Genomic DNA, 758 nt, shown 5'->3' on the forward strand with positions numbered 1-758 from the left:
CAAAGAGCGTGAAGATACCTCCTGGCTTAAACGGCGGCTGTTTATGTATACCACACCGGTTATTTCTTCATTGTTTGCGTTACATAAAGGTCAGCGTTATACCTGATGGTTTTTTTTGACGGCAATGACAACATGCCCAGAGTAATGTTCCTGGGCATTTTATGTATTTATTTTCTGAAAATGCGCCTCTGTATAAAAAGTATTTACCTTCCGTTTAGCTTCGCTCTCATAAAATTACGCCAGACGTGAAACACACTGTGCATATCCTCGGCCGAGGGTACGGTGTTGATTGTTTTTATTAGGTTTATTTATGAGAAAACGCATTCTCTACACAGAATCCTCTAAGCATGTTGGCGGGCAGGAATTGCAGGCTATGATGCAATTACACGCCTTGCAACATTTAGGTTTCGAGGTGTTATTGGCATGTCGTCCGGAAAGTGAAGTGGCTAAACTTGCCGCTGAAAAACATATTCCAATATACCCGATCATATTTAGAAATAGTTATCATTTCCCCTCTCTGTGGCGTTTCAGACAGCTTATTAATGAATATCATCCTTTATTTATCGTTAGTCACAGTGGGCACGATGCAAATATTGCTGCACTGGCCACTAAGCTGGTCTGGAACAAGCCAACGTTGGTGCGGCAAAAGACCTATCTGACCAGCAGAATCAAACCGTTCAGCACCAATTATCTGGCGGATCAGGTGGTGGTGCCCAGCGCTGGTATGAAGCGCTCGATGGTGGCTGGCGGCTGCCGGG

Annotated in this window: 1 protein-coding gene and 1 pseudogene; both read left to right on the forward strand. The window is 44.5% G+C overall.

The window, feature by feature from the left end:
• Positions 1 to 106, forward strand: a pseudogene (locus tag J5224_RS32295) (carbohydrate transporter); the annotation flags it as partial.
• Between the two features lie 204 nt (positions 107 to 310).
• The coding region (locus tag J5224_RS32300) for a glycosyltransferase family 4 protein (protein WP_264629028.1) at positions 311 to 758 on the forward strand (448 nt) is incomplete at its 3' end.

The organism is Candidatus Symbiopectobacterium sp. NZEC135 (genome assembly GCF_025962695.1).